Genomic DNA, 19174 nt, shown 5'->3' on the forward strand with positions numbered 1-19174 from the left:
CAAATAAAACGGCCGGCAAAACGGCCGGCCGCTTCTTTTTCCGTATTTCCTTTATGGAATAAACGTTACTTTTTTACAAATCGAATGGCGGTCCCCCCGCCTTTTCCGAGATGCAGTTTCAGGCCGTCTTTTGCGGTTAGGTCCCGGCTGCTGATCGTTATGGCCGAAGGATTGGTTTCATAACCGGTACCTTCTGCGTCGGCATAGATACGGGCTTCATAGGTAGCCCCTTCGTCGAGAAAATCGAGTGCGATGTCCAGGTCCCTTGCTTTTTCGTCAGTGATGCTGCCCAGGTACCAGTCGTCGCTGTTTTTGTCTTTACGTACGGTGGTGATATACTTGCCGATTTCGGCATTGAGGACTTTGGTATCGAACCAGTCTACCGGGACGTCCTGTAAAAATTTAAATGCCGGGTTGCCCTCGTAATTTTCGGGGAGGTCGGCCAGCATTTGAATGGGGGAATACAGCACCACATACAGGGCCAGTTGTTTGGCGGCTGTGGTGTGGACATCCCGTCCTTCGTGTCCTTGTTTGATCTCCACATCCAGGACCCCGGGGGTAAAATCCATAGGGCCGGACAGCATTCTTGTAAACGGAAGGATGGCCGTATGTGAAGGTGGGTTTCCTTCGCTCCAGGCATTGTATTCCTGTCCCCTCGCTCCTTCGCGGGCCATCATGTTGGGATAGGTCCTGCGTTCGCCGGTGTCTTTAATGGGTTCGTGGAAGTTCACGGCAAGCTGGTATTCGGCGGCCTTGTCCAGTACAAACCTGTAATAGTTTACCCCGAATTGCCCGTGATGCCATTCTTTCATATTCAGTCTCGAACCTACCTGGCCGATCTTAATATCGTGCATGCCGTATTTATGGTAAAGCCCTATTCCGGCATCGATCTGTTCCAGGTAGTTGATGATGTTCGACCCGGTCTCGTGATATCCTATGATGCTGACATCCTTTGACCGGGCATAATCGGTCACCTCTTTAAGGTCAAACCCGTCCGCTTCTTTAGTGAAGCTGAACATATGCATGGCATTCTCATACCACTGCGGGGTCCAGCCCTTGTTCCATCCCTCGATGAGAAGGTGGTCTATACCGAGTTTCCGGCAGTAATCGATATACATTCTGGCATTTTTGGTGGTGGCACCCTGTATCGGGCTTTCCCAGAACGAATACTTGCCGATATGCATGCCCCACCAGATACCGAGATATTTGTGGGGTTCTATCCAGCTGGTATCTTCCAGCTTGTTGGGATCATTCAGGTTTAATATCATATAAGAGGTGATCAGTTCACCCGGTTTTTCGGCAATCTGAAGGGTTCGCCACGGGGTGGTGAACGAACCGCCGGTTTTTACCCGGTCGCCATCAGCCCAGGGGACCAGGTCGCACTTAAGGGTGGTATTGTTCTCCCGGGCCAGCGCCATGCTCGCATAGTTGACCAGTTTGGCTTCGTGAAAGCTCAGGAACAGTCCGTTGTTGCTTTTAATGGTAAGCGGGGTATGGACAGTATCTAAAGTGCTGACCGCCGACCTGGTGAACAGGTATTCGTAACGGTTGTCCTGATACGCAGGGATCCACCAGGCATTGCCATCGCGGTTCAGATTAAAGCGGGTCAGTTCATCCATGATCACCAGGCTGTCTTTGGTGCCATTGCCGGGGTATCGGTACCTGAATGCCACCCCGTCGTCAAAGGCTCTGAATTGTATTTTAAGCTGTCTTTGCTGCCCCGACTCTTCCTGAAGGACGACTTCCAGTTGCTGGTAATGGTCCTGTATAAACTGTTTTTCGCCCCAGACCTGTTCCCAGGTTTCATCGTGTGTGGTGGTATTGCTGCTTAACACCTTGAGGTTGTTATACAACGAATCCCCGTTCTTAAACACAAAGCCCATATCCGATGCGTTGATCACACCGGTTTCCCCGTGTTTTACCGAATAGGTCGGTTTTCCCTCTCTTAGCTCAAAAGTGATGGTGTTCTTTCCGCCGGGGGAATTAACGGTGAACTTCGAGGCCTTCTTTTCAGGTGCCCCGCAACTGAAGAAAAGCGGGGTGAATGCTATAAATATCAGTTTTTTGATCATTTTATCTGATTTAATCTTTTTCATTACGATTTCTGGTGGTGTTTATCACCAGTTTTTGAGGTTTTAAACCTTTGCTTTTGGCCGTGAGTTGTATTTCTCCTGCTGTTCCTGCCGACTGTACGATAACCAGGCATTTTCCATAAAAGGCTTTTCTGTTCTTTGCTTTAAAAGATTCGTGACTGGTAGGGTCTCCGTTGTCTACCCCGACAATTTTACCGGGGCCGGATATTTCAAATTCGATCCTGTTGGTTGCCGTAGGGACAAAATTTCCGGTAGTATCAGCGATGGAAACAGTTACAAAAGAAAGGTCCTTGCTATCTGCCGATATGGTGTTTCTGTCTGCTTCCAGTTGTATTTGGGCAGCCGTTCCGGCAGTTTTGATCTCTTTCACCAAAACGTCCCTGCCGTCTTTTCTGGAAACGGCCTTAAGTGTTCCGGGGTTAAAAGGAACGCGCCACATGACATGAAGGTCGTCGCCCTTTTTGGAGCGTTTTCCGAGCGATCTTCCGTTGAGGTACAATTCCACTTCATCGGCATTGTTGTAATAGGCCCAGATATCGACTTCCCTCCCGGGTTCCCAGTTCCAGTGCGGGAAAATGTGGAGAACCGTTTCGTCGGTCCATTCGCTTTTGTACATATAGTACGCATCTTTCGGGAAACCGGCCAGGTCTATCACCCCGAAATATGAACTTCTGGAAGGCCAGACATAGGGTGTGGGCTCGCCGAGGTAGTCAAAACCTGTCCAGATAAACATGCCCGACAGAAAATCGTGTTTTTTGATGATTTTCCAGGTCTCTTCATGGGTTGATCCCCAGGGAGCGCTCACCTGGTCGTAGGCCGAAACGGTATTGTCCGGGTTTCCGTCGAGGAAAAGCTGATCCCAGCGGTAAGGCCATCTTTTGACCGTATCGGATCTTTGATCGTAATAGCCCCTTGTGGCCAGGGCCGATGTCGTTTCGGTGGCTATGAACGGCGTTTCCGGAAAATTTATCTGGTGCTGTAAATAGGTCCGATGGGCATAATTGTAACCGATAAGGTCCAGAGCCCCCGATCCTGCCAGGGCATTGGGCGTGGCAGGCTCATCGAATTGCAGGGTGACGTCCTTGTTATTGGTGTGAATGGGCGGGTTCATACCGGCAGTTACCGGACGGGTATCGTCCAGTCTCCTGACGATCTTTGACAGTTCCCTGCCTGTTTCAGCGCCGCGTTCTTCCCACTGTTCGGGGATCTCATTACCTATGCTCCAGATAAAGACACTGGGGTGGTTGCGGTCGCGCTTAATAAAATCGATCAGGTCCTGCCTGTGCCATTCGTCCCAATACAGGCTGTAATCGTACCTGGACTTGCCTTTTTCCCACATATCGAAAACCTCGTCCATCACCAAGAAACCCATTTTATCACAGAGTTCCAGCAGTTCCGGCGCGGGCGGATTGTGTGCGGTACGGATAGCGTTTACACCCATACCCCGAAGTATCTCCAGCTGCCTTTCGAGTGCCCGCGTATTGACAGCAGTCCCCAGGGCACCCAGGTCGTGGTGATTACACACTCCCCTGATCTTAAGCTGCCTGCCGTTGAGGATAAAACCCTTGTCCGTATCAAAATCAAAACTGCGGATGCCAAAAGGGGTCCGGTGACGGTCCACAAGCCTGTCGTCGACATAGATCTCGGTTTCCAGCGTGTAGAGAGCCGGCGTTTCTACCGACCATAGTTGCGGGTTTTTAACAGTGTGATCGTCCGTGACCAAATGGGTGTTGCCGGCTTTCAGCGTTACGGTTTGTTCTTTTTCTGATACCTTTTCGCCCTTGAAAAGCACGATGGTCCTGACCACTCCTTTCCTGTCTTCGGCACGGTTGTTTATCACTTCTACCTCCGCATGTACATCCGATTGATCTTTGCTTACTTTCGGAGTGGTTACGTAGGTGCCCCAATGCTTCACGTGTACTTTACCGGTTACGGTAAGCCATACATTGCGATAGATCCCGGAACCGGAATACCAGCGGGAATTGGGTTGCTGCGAATTATCCACTTTTACTGTCAGGGTATTGCCTGCCCCGACATTGAGATAGGGCGTCAGGTTATATTCAAAACCGATATAACCATTGGGGCGCCTTCCCAGCAGTTTTCCGTTGAGGTATACTTCGCTGTTCATATAAACACCGTCAAACTCTATGTACACCTGTTTTCCGGCATAACCGGAAGGGACATTAAACTCCTTTTTATAATAACCGATACCTCCCGGCAGCGCACCTCCGCTGAACGTGGCCGGATGATCTTTATTGAATTCTCCTTCTATGCTCCAGTCGTGCGGAAGGTTTAGCTTGTGCCAGGAAACGCCGGCCGTATCCCCGGAGCAGAACTGCCAGTCCCGGTTAAAGGGTTGTTTTCTCACCGGTATACTTTTACTTTTCCCGGTATTCATACAGGACATGAACACCAGGGCCAGCAGACCGGCGCATACCGGCCATATTGATCTGTTTGCCTTCAATGAGATATTTTTTATTTCCTGACTTTATAATGAAAAACAATCCTGGCATCTCCTTCCCCGTTTCTGTCCTGATCCCTGAGAACACCCAGGCGCATGGAATTTTCAGAGACTTCTATAACCTTTATATTCTGCCAGTTGCTTACATCGGGGTAATAATCACCGCCGTATAACAACTCCACATCCCCGAGAAACCTAAGACTACGGTTGTCCGGATCAAAACTGAACCATGCGCTTTCCGTGGTTTGCGTACTTCCTTCCAGTTCCGTTTGAGTTACAGTTATGTTGGGAGCCCCGTTCAGGTCAAATGTCATTTCTCCCCAGTTTTTGTTTTCCATGACCCATTCATTCCCGGCATAATCGGGGAACCAGGCCCAGTTGTCCCCATCGGGATCGGGATAGTCCAGGCCTGCCCAGCCCATAGGGCTTTCCATATCCAGAACCCAGGTTTTTCCTTCGACACCCCCGGTAATCATTTCCCACTGCGGATCGGCAAATGCCTCCGGGTCTTCATACGGAACTGTTATGGGAACGGGTTCGGCGCTGACCGATCCGCCCCCGGCAAATGCGGTGAATGTTACCTGGTGCTCGCCGGCAAACCGAAGGTTGATCGTATCTTTGTTCTTATTGGAAGTCCCGAGCCTGTAATCCCAGTATGCCAGGGTTTCGGGGGTGTTGTTCTCCACTATGACCTTATATGCTTCACCTTCGATCTGGGTGACCGAAAAATCCAGCGCTGAAGCGTCCGGTCTATCTCCGAGGCCGGTCCTGTCCTCTTCAGGGGTACAGGAAATGACCAGTAGCGAGGCTAATATTCCTTTTGTGATGTTGGTTATTGTTTTCATGAGATTGTTTCTTTTGAGCCGGAAGAAGTTGTCTAAAAAATAGCCTTTACGTCACCCTGAGCCCCGATGTATCGGGACAGGCTTTGTTTCAGGGTCCCACAACGATTGTCCTATCAGTATCATGAGATGCTGAAACAAGTCAGCATGACGAGTATGGACTTTTAGACAGTCTCTTAATTCCGACTGTTTTATTCTTAATTATGGTTTACTCCCGGCCGGAAGAACAAAATCCTGTGTTACCTTTTAACTTCGGACCCCGGTCTTCCGGCTTCGGTCCCAGATTACCATCCTTCGTTTTGTTTCAGGGTTCCGCCGGACAACTGGATCTGATTGTAGGGGATGGCCAGAAAGCCCCCGGTTTCGGGACGGAAGGTGGTGCTGTATTCTTCTCCTCCTTCGGTATAATCGATGGCAGCTTTGGTTTTTGCCATACTGTTCCTGATCAGGTCCCAGTAACGGTGTCCTTCCAGGGCAAGTTCCAGTCTCCTTTCTTCCATAATGGCTTCTTTGGTCACGTTTTTGTTATGGCCCGGATCTCCACCAAAAGCACGCTCCCGGACACGGTTGAAGTATTGCTGTGCTTTTCCGGAATTAACCTCCAGGTTGAGTTCAGCCGCCATAAGCAACACATCGGCGAAGCGGAGTACGATATAGTCTTCGGGATTGTCCCGCTGGAAATCCCCCCCGTCGGCTTCCGTATCGGTCTCCTCTTCACTGCTGGCGGTAGGAATGTATTTTTTCCAGGCATAGCCGGTATATTGCCGTTGGTCGGAATCATCAAAGGGGACTCCTTCTTCATCAAAACCTATGATGGTGGCATCTCTCCGGCTGTCTCCGTTTTCATAGGCCCGGTAAAGCTCAGCCCTAACCGGGGCGGCGCCCCAGCCTTTGGAGTATGGCGGGTGTATCTGGTTGCGAAGCCCGATCATTACATTCCAGGTGTTGCCTTCGAGGAAGTCCCAACTGTCATTCCCCTTGTTCACATACCGTACGGACCAGATAAATTCCTTGTTATCTTCCCCGGCATAGTCTTCTCCGGAAGCGGCAGGCCAAAGCGTGGAAAAATCTTCAACAAGATGATGCCCGCTGTTATTGATCAGGTCTTCCAGATAGCCTATGACCTCTTCTTTAGATACCACACCCGCGAGATCGGGTTTTTCGTAATAGTCGGTATAAAACAGGTAGGCCTTGGCCAGGTAGGCTTCTGCCGCCCATTTGGAAGCCCGCCCGAAATCTTCATTGGCCACTTCCCCGAGGTTCTCGGCTGCAAATTTGAAATCCGATGCGATCAATGCATAAATCTCTTCGGGTGAGGACTGCGGGGTCTTATATTCTTCCTTCTCCCGTATCACATGATCGACCGCTACGATATTGCCGAATACCCGGGCCAGTTCAAAATGAAAATGAGCGCGGAGAAACCGTGCTTCGGCTTCGTAGCGCAATTTCAGTTTCTGCTGGTCGCCCCATTCTACCTGGTCTAGTTTTTCCAGGAGCACATTGGCCCGGTAGATTCCCTGATAATTAAACTTCCAGAGGCTACCGTTCAAATTGGGATTGGAGGTCTGCATAAAGTTGTTCCATTCCAGCGCCTCGGTATTATCGGTCTTGCCGAACCCGCCGAAACAATTATCGGAAATGAGCTCGGACGTTAAGATAAAATGCCCGTAACCCACACGCTGCAAATTGTCATATACGGCTATCAGTCCTTCAAAAGCATCTTCTGGCGTCTTGTAAAAGGTCTCTTCGTTCTTCTCGGTATAAGTGTCGGTTTCCAGGAAACTTTCGGAACATGCAGAGAGCAAAACTCCGCCTGCAAGAGCCATTCCCAGGAGTCTGGAATATAATTTGAATGTTTTCATCGTTCTCTGTTTTTAAAAGGTTAGATTCAGCCCTATGGTATAGGTCCGCGGTTGGGGATAGAAACCTACGTCTACCCCGGAAGCCCATGGATCGCCGGTATTTCCGCTAAATCCTATTTCCGGGTCCATGCCTTTGTAACTGGTGAACGTAAAAAGGTTGTTTGCGGACACATACAACCGCAGTTGGGAAAAAGGTAGTTTGTCGGTCAGTTTTGTAAGGTCACATCCCAGGTTTACGGTTTTTATCCGGAAAAAGGAAGCGTTCTGAATATAGAGATCGGAAAAACGGGTATAGTTCCCGTTGGCATCCCCGCCCGAAGTGACTCTCGGAATGCGGTTGGATGTCCCCTCCCCGTGCCAGCGGTTGAGGATGTCGGTGGTGTAGTTGTTGTAAAACCTTTCGTAGGTGCGCACACCGAAAGCGTTCTGGTTTCCGGCCACACCGTAGGTATATACCGAAAGATCAAAGGCCCTGTAATTAAGGTTGAGATTAAAGCCATAGGTGAGGTCCGGGTTAGGGTCCCCGATCTTGGTTTTGTCTTCGGCATTGATCACCCCGTCCCCGTTCAGGTCCACAAACCTTACATCTCCGGGCCGTGCATTGGGTTGAGCTTCTTGTGCAGCCACTTCTGCCTCGTTCTGGAATATCCCGTCGGTCTTTAATCCGTAGAAATAACCTACGGGCATGCCTTCCTCCACACGATACATTTCATCCAGTCCCTGGAAAAGCACATCAGTGGAACCTTGTATCAGCCCCTCGTCGTTCTCGATACGGAGTACCTTGTTCCCGTTACGGGCCAGGTTCCCGGAGGCGGAGATGGTGAAATCCCCGAAATGCTGTGTATATCCGAGCTCCAGTTCAAACCCTTCGTTGCGGATGTTCCCGCCGTTTATAAAAGTACCGTCGGCACCTACAATATCCGGTGTCGGGATATAGACCAGCCAGTCCTTGGTATCTTTCCGGTAATAGTCGAAAGTAAGGGTAAAGTATTTCAGGAGCCGGGCATCGAAGCCGATGTCTACCTGCTCTGAGGTTTCCCATTTGATATCCGGGTTGGCAATGGCATCGGCTACGGAACCGATGTATCGTTCCAGGGAATTTCCGATGCCGAAATAGTAATTCTTGTCTGTGGAACTGATCAGGGAGCGGTATACATTGTCCCCGATACGGTCGTTTCCGTTCTGCCCCCATCCGCCACGGAGTTTCAGGGAGGCTATAAAAGACTCTTTAGGGAAAAATGCTTCGTCACTGATGTTCCAGCCCAGGGAGAAGGACGGGAAATAACCGTACCTGTTGTCTGAACCGATCCGGGAAGAACCATCTCTTCGCAATGTAGCCGTAAAGAGATAACGGTTGTTGTAGTCATAAAGCACCCGTCCGAAATAGGACTGAATGGCATAATCGGTATTTCGCCCGCCGGATACGATATTTTCCACATTGGTGGCATTGCTCAGGTAGGCATGGTCAAAATCGTTGAACGTAAGGTTAAAACCTGTAGAACTGCTCCATTCATAAGTGGTTTTCTGGGCGGAAGTTCCCACGAGTGCATCCAGATTGTGTTTGCCGAACTCGCGGTGATAGCGCAATACGTTCTCCCAGTTCCAACGACGGCTCCTGCCACTGCCCTGGGTGACCTGCGATGAAGAATTATTGTTCCCGGACGACAGGTAGTATTCCGGCACAAAAGACCTCGTCTGTTCATTGCGTACATCCAGTCCGATATCGGTTCGGAAAGACAGGCCATCCAGCAGAGTGATCTCTGCGAAGATATTCCCTACAATGCGGTCGATCTTGGTTTCGTTGAAATTGTTATAATACAGATTCCCGAGAGGATTGGACTCATCGGCCCAGGGCGACATTCCGAATTCTCCGGCTTCGTCATACGGGGAAAAGATCGGGCTTGCATTGAGAAAACTGCGAATGGAATTGTTATAGATATCCTCATCGCTTACCCCGTTCTTTTCGGTATTCGTATAGGTGAAGTTCTCCCCTACTTTCAGCCTGTCCCTGACGATCTGGTGCTCGCTGTTGGCAGAAAAACTGATCCTTTCGAAATTGGACTGGTTGAACTGGCTGCCTATGATCCCCTCGTGCCCGAGATAGGAAAGTGAGGTAGCATAGCTCGAATATTCGCTCCCTCCGCTCACCGACAATGAATGGTTTTGCCGGATGGCACCGGAATTTACGGCTTCGTCCTGCCAGTCGGTACCTTTTCCGAAGGCCCTGATATCTTCGGGGGAATAGAATGGTGCATCGCCCGAATTTACGGTGGCCTCATTCATGATCACAGCGTATCCCTGCGCGTCCAGCAAGTCGAGTTTTTTATAGATATCCTGGAAGGAAATATAGCTGTTGAGTGCTATTACGGGTTTTCCTTCTTTCCCTTTTTTGGTGGTGACCAGCACCACCCCGTTTGCGGCCCTTGCCCCGTAAATAGCTGCGGCAGAAGCGTCCTTGAGCACATCGATCCGCTCTATGAATGAAGGGTCCAGATATCCGATGCCATCGGTTACCGGAACACCGTCCACCACGTAAAGCGGAGAAGAATCCCCTATGGTCCCGGCCCCCCGGACGAGGACTTTCATCTCTGAGTCGGGCTGGCCGGAAGTGGATGTGATGTTAACCCCGGCCGATTGTCCCTGAAGGGCCTGGGTAACATCCGAACTTACGGTATTTACAATGTCCTCGCTCTTTACCATTGAGGTAGAGGCCGTGGAGACTTTCTTTTGTTGGGTACCGTAGCCTATAACCACAACCTCGCTCAACTGGTCAGTTTCTGGTTCCAGGGAAATATCTATCTTTTCCCGGTTGTCCACGGGGACGGTTTGGGCCGTATAGCCGATATAACTGAACTTGAGCTCTGCCCTATCCGGTACTGATATTTCATAGTTCCCGTCAAAATCCGTAGTAGTGCCCAGGGTAGTCCCGACCACTACGATGCTCACCCCCGGAAGGGGAAAACCGTCATCTGCGGCAGTTACCTGACCGCGGACCGTGCGGTCCTGTGCCTGTGTGGGAACAATTACAAAACTGCTGCATAGAAGTAGCAGACAAAATTGAATTATCCCCGAAGGCTTAAAGCAATAATTCTTTGTCATAATGATTGATTTAGTGTTTCAATTAATAGTCTTATGTACTATTTCTTATAGTTTGTTTGACTACAAGTGTAATCAATAATTTTAAAAACCACAATAATTTTTGAGATCATTTTTGTAATTAGTAAAAAAATGAGATATTTATAACCCTATTGACAATAGTCCTTCTCCCCTTTTTCGTTTACCGGAAAAACAGGAACTTTGCAAACGGTATTCATCGGGAATAGAACTTAACTTAAACACAGTAACAGATGAACAAAAAGGCCATTGATTCCGTATCGATCAAAGAGATGGACAGTGATGTTGTAGATGCCGTAACCATAGATTGCACCATATTCGGGTTTCATGAGGGAACACTTGAAGTATTGCTGGTTCAACATGCAGAAGGGATAAGCAAAGGCAAATGGGGGCTGCCTGGTGGCTGGATAAAAAAGAATGAAAGTATTGACAACGCGGCATACAGGCTCTTACGCGACCTCACTGGTATAGATAACATCTACCTGGAACAGCTAAGGGCTTTCGGCAGCCCGGAGCGGTTTCCGCTGAGCCGGGTCATAACCATAGGGTATTACGCCCTGATCAAAAAGGAGGATTATCGTCTAACCCCCGGTTTCACGGCTTCTGCAGTAAAATGGTATAAAGTGAAGGAAGTGCCGGAACTCATCTATGACCATGCCGAGATCCTGGAGACCAGCATCAAGCGATTGAAAAGACGGGTGAGGCAGGCTCCTGTGGGCTTTAACCTCTTACCGGAAAAATTTACCCTGTTGCAACTGATGCACCTGTATGAAGAGATCCTCGAGGTGGAAATGGACAAACCCAATTTCCGCCGTAAATTCCTCCGGATGAAACTTCTCGTCCCCCTCAATGAAAAACAGACCGACGTATCGCACCGGGCCGCACAACTCTATAAATTTGACCCGAAAATCTATAAAAGCCTTACCGAAAGAGGGTTTAACTTTGAGTTTTGATACGGGTATACGAGTATCCGGGTGTTCGGGCATATTGGTGTTGTTTTAAAAATACTCATGTATCCGGATACCCTGCAACCGACAATTTCCACACTTTCCTTTTACTACTCCTTATTTTTTGAATACTTTAGCAGCGCTTAAAAAAACAGTTGTCCGTTCCCGGTTTTTCCGTTACGGTTTTTTACTGTACCGAGTTGCTTGAATCTTAAAATTTTATACAGACACTAACACAATTATACCAGTATGAAAAACACAGCACTTACCGATGTTCATATCGCCCTGGGCGCAAAAATGGTTCCTTTCGCAGGGTATAACATGCCTGTACAATATGAAGGGGTTAATGCCGAACACGAAACCGTGAGGAACGGTGTGGGCGTTTTTGACGTAAGCCATATGGGAGAATTTCTCATCAGCGGTGAGAAGGCCCTGGACCTCATACAAAAGGTCTCTTCCAACGATGCTTCCAAACTTACCATAGGCAAGGCACAATATAGCTGTATGCCCAACAACGAAGGCGGTATTGTAGACGACCTTATTATATATCGCACAAAAGACGATGAATACCTATTGGTGGTCAACGCTTCCAATATAGAAAAGGACTGGAAATGGATTGAATCTCATAACACTTTCGGTGCCGAAATGAAAAACATCTCTGACGATTATTCCCTCCTGGCCATCCAGGGTCCCAAAGCCGTGGAAGCCATGCAATCGTTAACTTCAGTAAACTTATCGGAGATCCCTTTTTACCATTTTGAAGTAGCCGATTTTGCCGGAGTACCCGATGTTATCATTTCTGCCACCGGCTATACTGGCAGCGGCGGATTTGAGATCTATTGTAAAAATAACGTAGCAAAACAGGTCTGGGACAAGGTATTCGAAGCCGGGGCCGATCACGGAATAAAACCCATAGGCCTGGCAGCACGCGATACATTAAGGCTCGAAATGGGCTACTGCCTGTACGGTAACGATATAGACGACACCACATCGCCCATAGAGGCCAAATTGGGATGGATCACCAAATTCACCAAGGACTTCGTCCATGCAGAAGAGCTCAAAAAGCAAAAAGAAAACGGGGTGGAAAGAAAACTGACCGCCTTTGAATTGACGGAAAAAGGCATCCCGAGACAAGGCTATGAGATTGTGGACAGTGAAGGTCATAAAATAGGCCATGTAACCAGTGGCACCATGTCCCCCTCCCTCGGAAAAGGCATTGGCCTGGGCTATGTACCCACTGAACTTGCCGGGGTGGGAAACACCGTTTATATACAAATAAGAAAAAAGGCTGTTCCCGCTACCGTGGTCAAACTGCCTTTCTATAAATAGTAGTGTAGATGACCGGTGATAGTTATTACCATCTGTCACCCGTCATCGGTCACCCGTCATCGGTCACCCGTCATCGGTCACCCGTCATCGGTCACCCGTCATCGGTCACCCATCCAAAAAACAATCCATGGAATATCAGCATATCCTGGAAGAAATTCACACCACGCTTCAAAACAGCCCGCAAAAAGGGACCGTGGCTTCCTATATCCCGGAACTCGGGAAGGTCAATGCTGACCACCTGGGCATCTATCTCTTTACTCTGGATGGGAAAGAATACGGCACAGGCCATTTTGATATTCCTTTTTCCGTACAAAGTATCTCCAAGGTACTTTCGCTGGCCAAAGCCCTGGACTTTGTGGGAACAGACCTTTGGAAGCGCGTAGATGTGGAGCCTTCGGGAAACCCGTTCAATTTCCTGACCCTGCTGGAGCTGGAAAAGGGGATTCCCAGAAACCCGTTTATCAATGCGGGGGCGTTGGTGATCAGTGATATTCTCCTGTCCCATTTAAAAAATCCGAAGGAAGATTTCCTAAATTATGTCAGGGAACTTGCAGAAGACAGCTCTATTTCTTATAATGAGGATGTGGCCGCTTCAGAGAAAGCTACGGGCTATCGCAACACCGCAGCAGCTAATCTGTTGAAATCCTTCGGGAATATGGAGCACAATGTAGAAGACGTCCTGGATTTTTATTTTTATCAGTGTTCCCTGTCCATGAATTGCAGGCAACTGGCCAGAACGTTCTATGTGTTTGCCAATTCGGGAAAGAATGTAAGTGGCAAGACCTTTCTGCCACCGGGACTGGTTAAAAGAATCAATGCCATTATGCTCACCTGTGGCTTTTACGATGAAGCCGGGGAATTTGCCTTCGAGGTAGGGCTTCCCGGAAAAAGTGGCGTAGGTGGTGGTATCGTGGCAGTACTGCCCGGAAATTACTGTATCTCCACCTGGGCACCTGGCCTTAACGAAAAAGGAAATTCGTTGCTGGGCATGCAGGCCCTGGAAATGTTTACCACAAAAACGAAACTTTCTATATTTTAAATTGATGGGTTTTGGAGTTTCTTGGTCCTGGAGTTCGGTAGTACAGACAACTAAAAAACAGCAACATTGAAAAGAGTATTGATTTTAGGAGCAAGTGGATTTTTAGGAGGAGCCCTCTACCGGGAGCTCTGCCCCTATTACGATACTTATGGCACCTATTTTACCAATACTTCTTACACAGACAACCAGCATTTTTTATATTTTAACCTGGAGACCGACCCGGTTGAATCCCTTATCGAATCCGTAAAGCCCACCTGTATCATATCGGCCCTACGCGGTAATTTCGAAGCACAGGTTAACCTGCACAAGGAGATAACCACGATCATAGCCAGGCGCAACATTCGGATCCTCTTTCTCTCCTCGGCCAATGTCTTTGATGCCTTCAGTAACTTTCCGTCATACGAATACGACAAGACCTTATCTGAAAGCGTATACGGCCGGTTTAAAATAAAAATAGAGAACATGCTCCTCCGCCTGCCCGTATGGCAATACGTCATTGCCAGGCTGCCTATGGTCTTCGGGCCAAAATCGCCCAGGCTTAATGAATTGAAAGATTTCCTCGAAAACCATCAGGCCTATGAAGTTTTTCCCGACCTGGTCATGAACGTTACCTGTGCCGACAAGTTTTCACAGCAGGTGCATTACCTGATCAACAGGCATATGTCCGGAATATATCATCTGGGGAGCAGGGATCTTGTTCACCACGACGAATTTATCCGGGATATCAGTGAAGAACTCGGGCATAAAAAACCGCTTTTCAAGAATGTATATACCCGGAACACCGACAGGTTCCTCGCCGTACTGCCCAAAGACAACAAGCTCCCCGAGCAATTACAGATCGAGGTCACGGATGTTATAAAAAGTACAATACTCCGGTAGTTCCCGGACCTATGAGAGCTTCTGCCCCGAGAGAGGCTTTGACAGGGAGCAAAGAATAAACTAAAGCGGGAGGCAGGAAGTTGGACAATACGATCGAACTTTATATTTTTGTACGGATACAACAAACAATACATAATTTATAACGCATAATATTTATGGGAAGAGCTTTTGAATTCAGAAAAGCACGGAAACTGAAAAGGTGGGGGGCCATGGCCAAAACCTTTACCCGTATCGGTAAGGATATTGTCATCGCAATAAAGGAAGGCGGGCCCAACCCCGAAACCAACGCACGTCTCCGGGCCGTGATACAGAATGCCAAGGCAGCCAATATGCCCAAGGACAATATAGAACGTGCCATTAAAAGAGCTTCCGACAAGAATACTGAAAACTATAAAGAAGTGCTTTTTGAAGGCTATGGCCCCCACGGGATCGCAGTCCTCGTAGAAGCCGCTACCGACAATAACAACCGTACCGTGGCCAATATACGCAGCTACTTTAACAAGTGTAACGGAAACCTGGGCACCAGCGGTTCGGTGGAGTTCATGTTCGACCATACCTGTAATTTCCGTATCAATGCGGAAGGGATAGACATAGAGGAACTGGAACTGGAAATGATCGATTTCGGTGTCGAGGAAGTGTTTCTGGACGATGATGGCATCCTGATCTATGCTCCTTTCGAGAGTTTCGGCGCCATACAAAAAGAACTGGAAAGCCGTGATATAGAGATCCTGTCTTCGGGCTTTGAAAGAATACCCCAGGTGACCAAAAAACTCGATCCCGAACAGGTGGCCGATATCGAAAAGCTACTGGAAAAAATAGAGGACGACGACGACGTGCAGAATGTCTACCATACTATGGAAGAATAGCGTGCAGGTTCAATTGATCTTTAAAAGAGGTCTCGACTGCGCTCGACCTGACAGATACTGTATGTGTAATACCAAATGCTTTACAAAAATGCGCCATTGGTAATGTTTTTCGGAGCCTGCGGTCTTCTGTTTTCTTAGTTTTTATATCTCAGAACCCCCTTCAAAGCTCCAGTCCATCACAAAATCGTCCATGACATAGCCGTTGCCGATAGAGATGACCTCTTCGGCGGTCTTTTTAAATCCTATTCTTTCATAAAAACCAATGGCCGGGTTGTATTTGTTTACGTTGAGGGAAAGAATAACATCGCCCTTCTCCCTCGCCACTTCCGCACTTTTCCGGATCAGTTTCTTTCCTACTCCCCTGCCCTGTGTTTCGGGCAGGATATATATTTTGTGAATTTTGGTCTTTGCCGAATTGTTATAGCCCGTTTCACAAGATACAAAACCCAGGCAACGACCTTCTTCCTGCGCCAGAAAAAACAGGTGCCCTTTTTGTTCCATCTGTTCGGCAAGCGATGCTGTGCTGTACATCATGTTAAGCATATAAGCAATTTGTTCCTCTGTCAAAATATCCTTAAATGTATCCGGCCATGTTTGCCGGGCTACCTGCTGAATCGCCGGGATGTCCCCGGTAGTGGCTTTGTGAATTTCTATCATTGATTTTATTATTGTGTATTCTGGACGGAAATACCCTTCCTTTCTGGTGTAAAAAATACAAAAACTCTCCCCTTAGGGGAGATACCGCGGTTGCTGAGCGTAGCCGAAGTAAAGGCAGAGGGGACCTCTACTCCATTATCAAATTATCTCATCAATGTTTTTGCTTTTTCCTGAATGATCTGCCCCACGGTCTTGTTCTCGATCTTGCTTTCCAGCCAGGAGATGATATCGAGGTAGAGAAAAGCCCTTCTTTCGTAGGGGTCATTTTCGAGTTCCTTAAAGCGGGCGTGAAGTTTCCTGAATTCCCCTTTCAGTTCGTGGGGGTAGATATAGCCCAGGTTCCTGAGGAATTTTATCATTTCTTTCTGCACTTCATGCAGGTCGTTCATTTTCAGCAAAAACTTATAGGTGCTTTTTAGCTGTACCTCCAGGTGATAGTCCATCCCGGCCTCGTAATGGGCCACCAGGCTCAGTACCCGTGCAAAGCACATAAGGTCTTCGCGCATAATAAGGTTTTTGTTTTCTATGATCTTTTTCAGGTAAGTAATACACATCCTGTTGTCCCCGGCCCCGAAATACATACAGGCTATCTTATAGTAAAAGACCATCACGTGGTGTTCGTCTATCCGGTCCCGGTGCTCTTTCAGTTCTTTCAGAATATCTTCAACCAGCGAAAGCCCTTCTTTAAAAGAACCTTCTATAAAGTGCATGTTCAGCCTGTTGGCATATATGTACAGGAAGGAAAGCGATTGTACATTGTCGTTCTTCGGGAATGGCTTGGAGGCAATGACTTCTTCAAGCCTGTCCAGGACCGCCTTGGACTGGGTTTTGTACTTCAGCATAAACAGGGATTCCAACAGATAATTGTTGGCTTTGAGGTAGAACACGGGATTGAGGTAGATCATCTGTTCATTCTCGTAGAACAGGTCTACCAACTTACTGGCATATTTAAAGCACGAGAGAAAATCCTGTGTCAGGAAACTGTACCACAAATGTGCCTTATAGAGCCAGAGCTTTTCGCGGAATCCCAGGTCCTCCATTTTGCATTTCGGCAGCCGGGAATAAAAATACTCCGTAATGCGCTGGTTTTCCTCATCGCTCTTCACATAGCCCGATTTGAGCAATATACCATAAAGTTGCAGGGAAAGGTTGGAGAGCCTGCTGGTAATGACATTTTGCATGCTCAGTTCCTTGGCCTGAACGGCAAGTTCATCTGCCCTGCCCCCGATACTTCGGGTGATGTATTGCGTTTCAATGATCTTTTCGAACTCCACGATCTCATAGGCAATGTTCTTTTCCTGGTTCTCTATGGCCAGGAACTTGGCCTTGTCCAGTATCTTCAGGCTTTGCCTATACAATCCTTTGTGATAGAGTATCGTAGCAAAATCTAGCTGTTCGCGAACCTGTATCCGTATGTTCTGATTTACGGGATTTAACCGCAAACTCACCAAAACCTGTTTGTACAAATGCGCTTTGAGGTTAGATAATTGCTGTTTCTTTACGATACCGCTTTTCAGTATTTCCCTTTCACTGTAATCCGGCATTTTATCCAGAAGATTAAAAAGGGCAAGAAATTTGGCGTCGGCATTTACCCCTAACCGGTTCACATACAGTTTGAATTGTCTCTTTTCGGACTTGGAAAGGGATTTGACCAAAACAAACAACGAATCTTTTTGTCCATTTGTCATTGTAATAAAATCGATATTAAAAACCTAATTATCAAATTGTTAAGTTTTATATTTTTTTGTTAAGCATTGTAAAGCACCACAACAAAACTTCTTTGTTTGAATTTGCAAAATATAAATTCGTATTAGAAAAATAAAATTAAGCCTAATAATTTGACATGAGTAAAGAAAAAGTACAAATCTTTGACACGACCCTCCGAGATGGCGAACAAGTTCCCGGATGCAAGCTGAATACCAAGCAGAAACTGGTAATTGCAGAGCGCCTGGACGAGCTTGGAGTGGATGTCATTGAGGCCGGATTCCCCATTTCCAGCCCTGGAGATTTTACATCGGTCGTCGAGATAGCAAAAATAGTGAAAAATGCAACGGTTTGCGGACTCACCAGGGCGGTAAAAAAAGATATTGAAGTTGCTGCCGAAGCCCTGAAATTTGCTAAAAAACCCCGAATACATACGGGGATAGGGACTTCGGACTCCCATATCAAATACAAATTCAAGGCTACCCGCGAAGAGATCATAGAAAGAGCGGTCACTGCAGTGGCCTATGCCAGAACCTTTGTAGATGATGTAGAATTCTATGCCGAAGACGCCGGGCGTACGGACAATGAATTCCTGGCGCGGGTCTGTGAGGCTGTGATCGAAGCGGGTGCAACTGTACTCAATATCCCGGATACTACGGGATACTGTCTTCCCGAAGAATATGGTGCCAAGATCAAATACCTTAAGGAAAATATAAAAGGCATTGAAAAAGCGATCCTCTCCTGCCATTGTCACAACGACCTCGGCCTGGCTACCGCAAATTCCGTGGCCGGAGTGATCAACGGTGCCAGACAGATTGAATGTACTATAAACGGTATAGGCGAACGCGCCGGAAATACCTCACTCGAAGAAGTGGTGATGATCCTTCGCCAACATCCCACGCTCAACCTCGATACCAATATCAATTCCAGGTTACTCTATAATACCAGCCAGATGGTGTCTGAAAGCATGGGAATGCCCGTTCAGCCCAATAAGGCTATTGTTGGGGCCAATGCCTTTGCTCATAGTTCTGGTATTCACCAGGACGGGGTGATCAAAAACAGGGAGACTTATGAGATCATAGATCCGGCAGAGGTGGGTGTTACCGAATCGGCTATCGTACTCACCGCAAGGAGCGGCCGCGCTGCACTGGCATACCGGGCCAAAAAGGTGGGCTATGAGCTCACCAAGCTGCAACTGGACAATGTATACCAGGAATTCCTGAAATTCGCCGACAGGAAAAAAGAGATCGTAGACGAAGACATTCATCAGATCATGAATGTTTGCAAAATAGGTGAAGTGAGAGCCGTTTAAATAAAGTACAAAGTATCAAGTACAAAGTATCAAGTACAAAGTATAAAATGCGGAATAGGATGTAGAGAC

At 47.8% G+C, this 19174-nt stretch carries 13 protein-coding genes; 6 read left to right on the top strand and 7 right to left on the bottom strand.

Going from position 1 to position 19174, the window contains the following annotated elements; translation table 11 throughout:
• Positions 1–65: 65 nt before the first annotated feature.
• The 5 genes from KN811_RS04230 to KN811_RS04250 form a co-directional block, all read right to left on the bottom strand.
• Positions 66–2072 (bottom strand): glycoside hydrolase family 97 protein, encoded by a 2007-nt coding sequence (locus KN811_RS04230; protein ID WP_187965536.1) that lies wholly within the window; start codon positions 2070–2072, stop codon positions 66–68.
• A gap of 10 nt (positions 2073–2082) precedes the next feature.
• Positions 2083–4557 (bottom strand): beta-galactosidase GalB, encoded by a 2475-nt coding sequence (gene galB, locus KN811_RS04235; protein ID WP_345725283.1) that lies wholly within the window; start codon positions 4555–4557, stop codon positions 2083–2085.
• Between the two features lie 11 nt (positions 4558–4568).
• Positions 4569–5399 carry a hypothetical protein gene (locus KN811_RS04240; RefSeq protein WP_223129381.1) on the bottom strand — a complete coding sequence of 277 codons (831 nt, stop codon included), beginning with the start codon at positions 5397–5399 and terminating at the stop codon, positions 4569–4571.
• 281 nt (positions 5400–5680) lie between these two features.
• A complete protein-coding gene (locus KN811_RS04245; protein WP_187965535.1) occupies positions 5681–7258 on the bottom strand; it encodes a RagB/SusD family nutrient uptake outer membrane protein in 1578 nt (525 codons plus the stop codon).
• Positions 7259–7270: 12 nt separating this feature from the next.
• Positions 7271–10357, bottom strand: a complete 3087-nt coding sequence (locus KN811_RS04250) for a SusC/RagA family TonB-linked outer membrane protein (protein WP_187965534.1) — start codon at positions 10355–10357, stop codon at positions 7271–7273.
• A gap of 248 nt (positions 10358–10605) precedes the next feature.
• On the opposite strand from KN811_RS04250, the gene KN811_RS04255 reads away from it, so the two are divergent.
• From KN811_RS04255 to KN811_RS04275, 5 genes are all read left to right on the top strand, one after another.
• Positions 10606–11325 carry an NUDIX hydrolase gene (locus KN811_RS04255; protein ID WP_187965533.1) on the top strand — a complete coding sequence of 240 codons (720 nt, stop codon included), beginning with the start codon at positions 10606–10608 and terminating at the stop codon, positions 11323–11325.
• A gap of 243 nt (positions 11326–11568) precedes the next feature.
• On the top strand, positions 11569–12648 hold the full coding sequence (gcvT, locus tag KN811_RS04260) for a glycine cleavage system aminomethyltransferase GcvT (RefSeq protein WP_187965532.1): 1080 nt from the start codon (positions 11569–11571) through the stop codon (positions 12646–12648).
• A 127-nt stretch (positions 12649–12775) separates the two neighbouring features.
• Positions 12776–13687: a glutaminase gene (locus KN811_RS04265; protein ID WP_187965531.1), complete on the top strand. Its 912-nt coding sequence runs from the start codon at positions 12776–12778 to the stop codon at positions 13685–13687.
• Between the two features lie 66 nt (positions 13688–13753).
• On the top strand, positions 13754–14566 hold the full coding sequence (locus tag KN811_RS04270) for a sugar nucleotide-binding protein (RefSeq protein ID WP_187965530.1): 813 nt from the start codon (positions 13754–13756) through the stop codon (positions 14564–14566).
• 155 nt (positions 14567–14721) lie between these two features.
• Positions 14722–15432 carry a YebC/PmpR family DNA-binding transcriptional regulator gene (locus tag KN811_RS04275; RefSeq protein WP_187965529.1) on the top strand — a complete coding sequence of 237 codons (711 nt, stop codon included), beginning with the start codon at positions 14722–14724 and terminating at the stop codon, positions 15430–15432.
• 141 nt (positions 15433–15573) lie between these two features.
• Here the strand turns inward: KN811_RS04275 and KN811_RS04280 are convergent, their stop codons facing one another.
• Together KN811_RS04280 and KN811_RS04285 are read right to left on the bottom strand one after the other, a co-directional pair.
• Complete coding sequence (locus KN811_RS04280) at positions 15574–16089, bottom strand: GNAT family N-acetyltransferase (RefSeq protein ID WP_187965528.1); 516 nt, start codon at positions 16087–16089, stop codon at positions 15574–15576.
• Between the two features lie 143 nt (positions 16090–16232).
• Positions 16233–17777, bottom strand: coding sequence for a hypothetical protein (locus KN811_RS04285; RefSeq protein ID WP_187965527.1), 1545 nt, complete (start codon positions 17775–17777; stop codon positions 16233–16235).
• 155 nt (positions 17778–17932) lie between these two features.
• Between KN811_RS04285 and KN811_RS04290 the strand changes: the two genes are divergently transcribed.
• Positions 17933–19105: a 2-isopropylmalate synthase gene (locus KN811_RS04290; protein ID WP_187965526.1), complete on the top strand. Its 1173-nt coding sequence runs from the start codon at positions 17933–17935 to the stop codon at positions 19103–19105.
• Positions 19106–19174 lie beyond the last annotated feature (69 nt).

The sequence above is a fragment of the Sinomicrobium weinanense genome, from assembly GCF_018863395.1.
Classification (GTDB): domain Bacteria; phylum Bacteroidota; class Bacteroidia; order Flavobacteriales; family Flavobacteriaceae; genus Sinomicrobium; species Sinomicrobium weinanense.

Coding starts and splice junctions, on each gene's coding strand:
- KN811_RS04230 (WP_187965536.1), bottom strand. CDS start 2,072: ATGATCAAAAAACTGATATTTATAGCATTCACCCCGCTTTTCTTCAGT.
- KN811_RS04240 (WP_223129381.1), bottom strand. CDS start 5,399: ATGAAAACAATAACCAACATCACAAAAGGAATATTAGCCTCGCTACTG.
- KN811_RS04245 (WP_187965535.1), bottom strand. CDS start 7,258: ATGAAAACATTCAAATTATATTCCAGACTCCTGGGAATGGCTCTTGCA.
- KN811_RS04250 (WP_187965534.1), bottom strand. CDS start 10,357: ATGACAAAGAATTATTGCTTTAAGCCTTCGGGGATAATTCAATTTTGT.
- KN811_RS04255 (WP_187965533.1), top strand. CDS start 10,606: ATGAACAAAAAGGCCATTGATTCCGTATCGATCAAAGAGATGGACAGT.
- gcvT (WP_187965532.1), top strand. CDS start 11,569: ATGAAAAACACAGCACTTACCGATGTTCATATCGCCCTGGGCGCAAAA.
- KN811_RS04265 (WP_187965531.1), top strand. CDS start 12,776: ATGGAATATCAGCATATCCTGGAAGAAATTCACACCACGCTTCAAAAC.
- KN811_RS04275 (WP_187965529.1), top strand. CDS start 14,722: ATGGGAAGAGCTTTTGAATTCAGAAAAGCACGGAAACTGAAAAGGTGG.
- KN811_RS04280 (WP_187965528.1), bottom strand. CDS start 16,089: ATGATAGAAATTCACAAAGCCACTACCGGGGACATCCCGGCGATTCAG.
- KN811_RS04285 (WP_187965527.1), bottom strand. CDS start 17,777: ATGACAAATGGACAAAAAGATTCGTTGTTTGTTTTGGTCAAATCCCTT.
- KN811_RS04290 (WP_187965526.1), top strand. CDS start 17,933: ATGAGTAAAGAAAAAGTACAAATCTTTGACACGACCCTCCGAGATGGC.